This is a genomic window from Desulfonatronum sp. SC1 (assembly GCF_003046795.1).
Taxonomy (GTDB): Bacteria; Desulfobacterota; Desulfovibrionia; order Desulfovibrionales; family Desulfonatronaceae; genus Desulfonatronum.
In genome coordinates, this window is sequence record NZ_PZKN01000003.1 from 159,479 (window position 1) to 166,480 (window position 7,002).

Consider the following 7,002-nt stretch of genomic DNA (forward strand, 5'->3'; position numbering starts at 1 on the left):
TTTAATTGTGATTGCTTTAAAACATACATAGCACATTTAATGCCATGACAAAAACAATATAATTTCAATGTCTTGCCAAAACGCCAATTCGCTTCGACAACATTGGTTGCGCAAGATTTGTTGGCAGTGACAACTTCCTTGATCTCCTTGCAATACAAATTGATGGCATATATGCTGTCACCATGATTTCCATGGTGATCGACACGAATGTTTTCGTGGCGGGTCTGCGTTCGGCACGGGGCGCTTCGCGTGAGGTGTTGCGACGTGCGTTGACGGGGCGTTATGAGCCTTTGTTCGGCAACGCGCTGTGGCTTGAGTATCGCGTTTTGCTGGATCGCCCGGTGTGGGGCGACGCAACTTCGGCGACGGAGCGTCTTGAAGTTTTGGCGGCTCTGGCGCAACGCGGCCGTTGGGTCACAATTTATTACGGCTGGCGGCCAAGCTTGCCGGACGAGGCCGACAATCACCTGATCGAGTTGGCCTTGGCGGGTAATGCCGAGGCGATTGTTACGCATAATGTGCGGGATGTTGGCTGTGGCGAGTTGCACCTCGGCTCGCTGCGCATCCTGACGCCCGCGCAATGTTTGGAGGAATGGCCATGAGCAGTACATTGACGATCCGTTTGCCCGACGATACGGCGCAGCGCCTGAAGGCGCTTGCCAGGAGCCGTGGATTGAGCACGAACAAGCTGATTGAGGAGTTGAGCGCGCATGCGCTGGCGGCCTGGGATACGGAAAACCATTTTCGGGCCTTGGCGGCGACGGGTGATGTGAACCGGGCGCTGGAGATTCTGGAGCGGCTGGACGCCGAGGATAGTCAGGCGGGTGCATAGCGCGCCTGCCTCGCCGGCCCGCCGTGACTTGCCTGCCGACAAGCACCAACGCGCCTCGTGTTGTCAAATTTAAATTACAAGCCTGACCCCGAATCCACGCGGACGCCGACAAGAAACGCAAGGAGTAACGACGGACCATGAATCATGTGATCCATAACAGCATCGTGAATTTTATCTGGGGCATCGTCGACGACGTGTTGCGCGACGTCTATGTGCGCGGCAAGTACCGCGACGTGATCCTGCCCATGACGGTCATCCGCCGACTGGACGCGCTTTTGGAGCCGAGCAAGGAGAAAGTCCTCGGCATGAAAAAGCAGCTCGACGGGACCGGGATCGCCAATCAGCATGCCGCGCTCTGCCAGGCCTCCGGCGAGGCCTTTTACAACGTATCGCCCTTTACCCTGCGCGACCTGAAGAACCGCGCCAGGCAACAGCAGCTTAAGGCCGATTTCGAAGCCTACCTGGACGGCTTTTCGCCCAACGTTCAGGAAATCCTCGACAAGTTCAAGTTCCGCAACCAGATTCCCACGTTGATCGAGGCGGACATCCTCGGCCACCTGATCGAGAAGTTTCTCGACGGCCGCGTCAATCTCAGCCCCAAGCCGGTCCGGGACGTGGACGGCAACGAACTGTTCCCGGCGCTGGACAACCACTCCATGGGCACCATCTTCGAGGAGCTGCCGGCGTTGGATGAGTATACCGGTGAGTCCGATGATATCATCAATGATGAATTAGAGACGGAGGTTGAGGAATGACCGTCGATCGGCCAACCGAGTACCTCATCGGGCTTGTTCATGAGCTGCGTAAGTTGCCTGCCGAAACGGAGTGGGTGGAGTTCAAGCATAACCGGGCGGAGCCGGAGGAGATCGGCGAGTATCTATCGGCTCTGGCCAATTCGGCGGCGCTTCTGGGCAAGGTCAATGCCTACATGGTCTGGGGCGTGGACAACGAAACCCTCGATATCGTTGGCACGGCGTTCAATCCCGCGGCAGTGAAAGTTGGCAACGAGGAACTGGAAAGCTGGCTGCTTCGCTTGCTGGACCCCAAGATCAACTTTCGTTTCCATACGCTCATAATCGATGCTGAGGCGGTGGTCCTGCTGGAGATTGGCGCGGCCTTCCGGCATCCCGTACGCTTCAAGCACCAGGAATTCATTCGTGTTGGCTCATACAAGAAAAAGCTGAAGGACCATCCGGAGAAGGAACGCACGCTCTGGCGAGTGTTTGATCAGATTCCCTTTGAGCGAGGCATCGCTACTGAACATGTTTCCAGCGAGGATGTCCTGAAGCTTCTCGACTATCCCGCCTACTTTGATCTTCTCGAATTGCCTCTTCCAGATGGGCGCGCCGCGATTCTCGACGCCCTGGCCAAGGATGGACTGATTCATGCCTGCGATGCAGGCGGCTGGAACATCACGAATCTCGGCGCGATCCTCTTCGCGAAGAAGCTGGATGATTTCCCCGGACTCAGACGCAAAGCTATGAGAGTGGTTCATTACAAAGGGCGAGGCCGGATTGAAACCTTGCGAGAACAGGTTGGCGGGAAAGGCTATGCCAATGGTTTCGAAGGATTGATCCATTTCATTATGGCACTGGTACCTACCAACGAAGTGATCGAGCAGGCCTTGCGCCGAACGGTTCCCATGTTTCCCGAATTGGCGGTGCGGGAGTTGGTGGCCAATGCGCTCATCCACCAAGATTTGTTCGTGACCGGTGCTGGGCCGATGGTGGAAATATTCGAAGATCGAATGGAAATCACCAACCCTGGGGAGCCGCTGGTTAGCACCCAGCGTTTTGTTGACACTCCCCCAAAGTCCCGCAATGAGGTATTTGCCTCACTGATGCGGCGGTTTCGTATTTGCGAGGAGCGGGGTAGCGGAATCGACAAGGTGGTTTTCGAGGTGGAATATTTCCAGCTTCCCGCTCCACTTTTCGAAGTACTGGAAGGGTTTACCAGGGTCGTACTTTTTGCCCATCGTCCACTCAATGAGATGGACAAGGCGGATCGTGTTAGAGCCTGCTACCTCCATGCCTGTCTGAAGTGGGTCATGCGTGATTATTTGACAAACGCCTCGCTGAGGGCGCGATTCGGCGTTGAGGAAAAAAATATGGCGGCAGTTTCCAGATATATCCGAGAGGCTGTTGAAGATGGGGCGATCAAGCCGTTTGACAAGGAGGCGTCCAAAAAACACATGAAGTATGTGCCGTTTTGGGCAAAATCTTAATTGACGGGTAATTGATGGAACGCACCATTTCAAGAGCCTCGGTTTTCTTAAAGCATGGATTCATTGTATTTTATTTCGCGTAGGTACTTGATGGCTAATTGACAAGGGGAATGGATGAAGCCGACTGACACCAGCGAAAAGGGCCTGGAATCGATTATCGTCACCTCCCTCGTGGAGGAGGCCGGATACGTTCAGGGCGATCCGCGGGACTATGACCGGGAACACGCCGTCGATCCGCCCAAACTGCTCGAATTTCTTGCCGCCACCCAGCTCGCCACCTACGAGGCTCTCGGCATCAATGAGGAAGGCCCCAGGCGCACCCAGTTTTTGCACCGTCTGCAGGGCGAGATTGCCAAGCGCGGCGTGGTGGATGTGCTGCGCGGGGGCATCAAGCACGGTCCGGCTCATGTGGATCTGTTCTACGGCACGCCGACGCCGGGCAACGTGAAGGCGGCCGAGCGGTTCGCGGCCAATGTCTTCAGCGTCACGCGCCAGCTCCGCTACAGCCGCCTTGAGATCTCGCTCGCTCTTGATCTGGCCGTGTTCATCAACGGCCTGCCCGTCGCCACCTTTGAACTCAAGAACAAACTCACCAAACAGACCGTTCTCGATGCCGTGCAGCAGTACCAGCGCGACCGTGACCCGAAGGAGCTGCTGTTCCAGTTCGGTCGCTGCGTTGTCCACTTTGCCGTGGACGATCACGAAGTGCGTTTTTGTACCCACCTCAAGGGCAAGGGCTCGTGGTTTCTGCCCTTCAACAAGGGCGCGGGGGACGGCGCGGGCAATCCACCCAACCCGGCCGGGCTGGCCACCGACTACCTGTGGAAAGAGACTCTTTCCAAGGCGGGCCTGACCGACATCCTGGAGAACTACGCTCAGGTGGTGGAGGACAAAGACGAGAAAACGGGCAAAAAGACGTACAAGCAGATATTTCCCCGCTACCACCAGTTGAAGGTGGTGCGCATGCTGCTGGCCGATGCCGCCGAGAGCGGTATCGGCAGGCGCTATCTGATCCAGCATTCGGCGGGCAGCGGCAAGAGCAATTCCATCGCCTGGCTGGCGCACCAATTGGTAGGGGCACGGCGCGCCGTGCCCCTACGTGAGGCGGGTCGAAATTCACCCCTGTTTGATTCGATTATCGTAGTCACGGACCGGCGGGTGCTCGACAAGCAGATCCGCGACACCATCAAGCAGTTCGCCCAGGTTTCCGCCACCGTCGGCCATGCCGAGCATTCCGGGGACCTGCGGCGCTTCCTCAAGGCCGGAAAGAAAATCATCATTACCACGGTGCAGAAATTCCCGTTCATCCTCGACGAGATCGGCGACGAACATCGCGCGAGCAGGTTCGCCATCATCATTGACGAGGCCCATTCCAGCCAGGGCGGCAAAACCACCGCCGCCATGAATCGCGTGCTGGAGGAGACCGCGCCCTTCGGCGATTCTGATGACGAAGGGGGAGAGACGGTCGAGGACAGGATCAACAAGATCATGGAAGGTCGGAAGATGGTGATCAATGCCGGCTACTTCGCTTTCACCGCGACACCCAAGAACAAGACCCTGGAGATCTTCGGCGAGCCGGACCCGCGGCCCGACGGCGCCGTAAAGCACTATCCGTTCCACAGCTACACCATGAAGCAGGCCGTCCAGGAGGGGTTTATCCTCGATGTGCTGAAGAACTACACCCCGGTGGAGAGCTACTACCGCCTGACCAAGACGGTGGAGGACGATCCGCGTCTTTGACGCCAAGAAGGCTCAGAAAAAGCTGCGCAGCTATGTGGAGTCCCACGAGCACGCCATCCGCGAGAAGGCGGAGATCATGGTGGACCACTTCCACGCCCAGGTGATCAGCCTGCGCAAAATCGGCGGCCAGGCCCGGGCCATGGTCGTCACGGGCGGAATCGAGCGGGCCATCCAGTATTTCCACGCCTTCAAGGATTACCTCAAGGAGCGCAAGAGCCCTTACGCGCCTATCGTGGCCTTTTCCGGGGAGCACGAGTACGGCGGCAAGAAGGTCACCGATGCGACGCTGAACGGTTTCCCCGGCAGCCAGATTCCGGACAAGGTGCGGCAGGACCCGTACCGTTTCCTGATCGTCGCAGACAAATACCAGACCGGCTACGACGAGCCGTTGCTGCACACCATGTACGTGGACAAGGCGCTCTCCGGCATCAAGGCGGTGCAGACCCTCTCGCGCCTCAATCGCGCCCATCCGCAAAAGCACGACACCTTTATCCTCGATTTCCATAACGACTCGGAAACCATCCAAAAGTCGTTCGAGCCCTATTACCGCACCACCATCCTCAGCGACGAGACTGACCCCAACAAGCTGCACGACCTCAAGTCGGACCTGGACGGCTGTCAGGTCTATTCGCGGACGCAAATCGACAACCTGGTGGGGCTCTACCTGAACGGCGCGGACCGCGACAAACTCGACCCGATCCTGGACGCCTGCGTGGCCACCTACAACGCAGATCTCGATGAAGACGGGCAAGTGGACTTCAAGGGCAAGGCCAAGGCCTTTGTCCGCACCTACGGCTTCCTGGCCTCGATTCTGCCGTACTCGAATGCCGACTGGGAAAAGCTGTCGATATTCCTGAACTTCTTGATCCCGAAGCTTCCCGCTCCCAAGGAAGAAGATCTCTCCCGGGGCATCCTGGAAGCCATCGACATGGACAGCTACCGCGTCGAGGTGAAAACCAGCCTGAAGATCGGCCTTGCGGATCAGGATGCCGAAATCGGCCCCGTGCCCACCAGCGGCGGCGGTCGCAAGCCGGAACCGGAGCTGGACCAGTTGAGCAACATCATCAAGGCGTTCAACGACCAGTTCGGCAATATCGAATGGAAGGACGGCGACAAGATCAGCAAGGTCATCGCCGAGGAGATCCCGGCCAAGGTGGCGGCGGACGCGGCCTACCAGAACGCCATGAAGAACAACGACAAAAAGACCGCAAGAATCGAACACGACGCCGCGCTGCAACGGGTCATGGTCGACCTCTTGTCCGACCACACCGAGCTGTTCAAGCAGTTCAGCGACAACCCATCATTCAAGAAATGGGTGGGCGACACCATCTTCGGCGTGACTTATCAACAACAGGCCGAGCATTCCGCAACGGGGGCGGGCCAGGGACGGTAATCCAGGTTCATGAAAATGGCTCGAAAGCATGAATTTCAGGGCAATTGAAATCATCCCGGACTGCGAGGCGAAACAAAGAAATCTTCGTCGAGCTATGCTTTATCCGCATTGCGAGGGATATACTGCTCACGAGCCTGAAATATCCACGCCCCAGCGCATGAGCGCCATGCAGATCAACAGCGCGCCTTCGGTTCTGGAGATGCCCCAGTTGGTGCGGATGAAGAGCAGGACCAGGAGCATCATGGCGTTGAGCAGGATCATGGAAAGCAGGGCGCTTTCCGGGGCGTGGAGGGGGCGCAGGAGCATGGTCAGGCCCAGGACTCCGGCGAAGTTGAAAATGTCGCTGCCCAGCAGGTTGCCCAAGATCATGTCGTTGCGGCCCTTGAGCGAGGCGGCCAGGCAGGTGGCCAGTTCCGGCAGGGAGGTGCCTGCGGCGACGATGGTCACGCCGATGGCCCACTGACTCACCCCCAGGACCAGGGCCAGTTCCGTGGCCGCCTGGACCATGATCCTGCCGCCCAGGGCTACGCCGATGAAACCAAGCAAAAGCAACAGGTAGGTTCGCCAGACGATTTTTTCTTTCGCTTGACCGTCCTCTCCGCTCTTTTTGGGATCCCCGGGGTCCATGGTGATCCGGGCGATCTCCTTCGGTGCGCGGGTGAAGAGCAGCGCGGTGTAGCCGACAAGGCCGCCCAGCAGAATCATGCCCGACCATCTTCCCAGAAAATCCAGGTAAATCAGAGCCATGAACATCATGGTCAGACCCAGTAACAGACCTCCGTCTCTGTAGAGGAGAGTGGGGTGGGTGGGGAT

Annotated in this window: 7 protein-coding genes; 6 read left to right on the top strand and 1 reads right to left on the bottom strand. The window is 57.8% G+C overall.

The features are described 5' to 3' along the window. The first annotated feature begins 182 nt into the window (after positions 1–182). The 6 genes from C6366_RS03000 (at position 183) to C6366_RS20215 (ending at position 6,189) form a co-directional block, all read left to right on the top strand. Entirely contained in the window at positions 183–602 is a 420-nt protein-coding gene (locus C6366_RS03000) for a putative toxin-antitoxin system toxin component, PIN family (protein WP_107735857.1), read from the top strand. Then, on the top strand, positions 599–832 hold the full coding sequence (locus C6366_RS03005; RefSeq protein WP_199221408.1) for a ribbon-helix-helix protein, CopG family: 234 nt from the start codon (positions 599–601) through the stop codon (positions 830–832). Before C6366_RS03000 ends, C6366_RS03005 begins: the two co-directional genes overlap by 4 nt. A gap of 137 nt (positions 833–969) precedes the next feature. Then, positions 970–1,587, top strand: coding sequence for a type I restriction-modification system subunit M N-terminal domain-containing protein (locus tag C6366_RS03010; RefSeq protein WP_233248370.1), 618 nt, complete (start codon positions 970–972; stop codon positions 1,585–1,587). Next, positions 1,584–3,056, top strand: coding sequence for an ATP-binding protein (locus tag C6366_RS03015; protein WP_107735859.1), 1,473 nt, complete (start codon positions 1,584–1,586; stop codon positions 3,054–3,056). The genes C6366_RS03010 and C6366_RS03015 overlap by 4 nt, the downstream gene beginning before the upstream one ends. Positions 3,057–3,170: 114 nt before the next feature. Next, on the top strand, positions 3,171–4,796 hold the full coding sequence (locus tag C6366_RS20210; RefSeq protein ID WP_233248371.1) for a type I restriction endonuclease: 1,626 nt from the start codon (positions 3,171–3,173) through the stop codon (positions 4,794–4,796). A gap of 34 nt (positions 4,797–4,830) precedes the next feature. Further along, positions 4,831–6,189 carry a hypothetical protein gene (locus C6366_RS20215; protein WP_233248372.1) on the top strand — a complete coding sequence of 453 codons (1,359 nt, stop codon included), beginning with the start codon at positions 4,831–4,833 and terminating at the stop codon, positions 6,187–6,189. A 126-nt stretch (positions 6,190–6,315) separates the two neighbouring features. Here C6366_RS20215 and C6366_RS03025 read toward each other — a convergent pair. Then, positions 6,316–7,002, bottom strand: a 687-nt coding sequence (locus C6366_RS03025; protein ID WP_146164750.1) for a sodium:calcium antiporter, incomplete at its 5' end; no start/stop codon positions are given.